General features: G+C 60.0%; 1 rRNA gene. It reads right to left on the reverse strand.

Annotation, left to right across the window (positions count from 1 at the left end):
- A 16S ribosomal RNA gene (locus ACFOVU_RS29380) occupies positions 1-503 on the reverse strand; the annotation flags it as partial.

The following is a 503-nucleotide window of genomic DNA, read 5'->3' on the forward strand; positions in this document are numbered from 1 at the left end:
AGGTAAGGCCCAGAGACCCGCCTTCGCCACCGGTGTTCCTCCTGATATCTGCGCATTTCACCGCTACACCAGGAATTCCAGTCTCCCCTACCTACCTCTAGCATGCCCGTATCCACTGCAAAACCGGAGTTAAGCCCCGGTCTTTCACAGCAGACGCGACACGCCGCCTACGAGCTCTTTACGCCCAATAATTCCGGACAACGCTCGGACCCTACGTATTACCGCGGCTGCTGGCACGTAGTTAGCCGGTCCTTATTCCCCACCTACCGTCAACCAGAAGAAAACCCCTGGCCTGCGTGAGTGGTAAAAGAGGTTTACAACCCGAAGGCCGTCATCCCCCACGCGGCGTCGCTGCGTCAGGCTTCCGCCCATTGCGCAAGATTCCCCACTGCTGCCTCCCGCAGGAGTCTGGGCCGTGTCTCAGTCCCAGTGTGGCCGGTCGCCCTCTCAGGCCGGCTACCCGTAATCGCCTTGGTAGGCCGTTACCCCACCAACAAGCTGAT

It is taken from the genome of Nocardiopsis sediminis (assembly GCF_042650565.1).
Classification (GTDB): domain Bacteria; phylum Actinomycetota; class Actinomycetes; order Streptosporangiales; family Streptosporangiaceae; genus Nocardiopsis_B; species Nocardiopsis_B sediminis.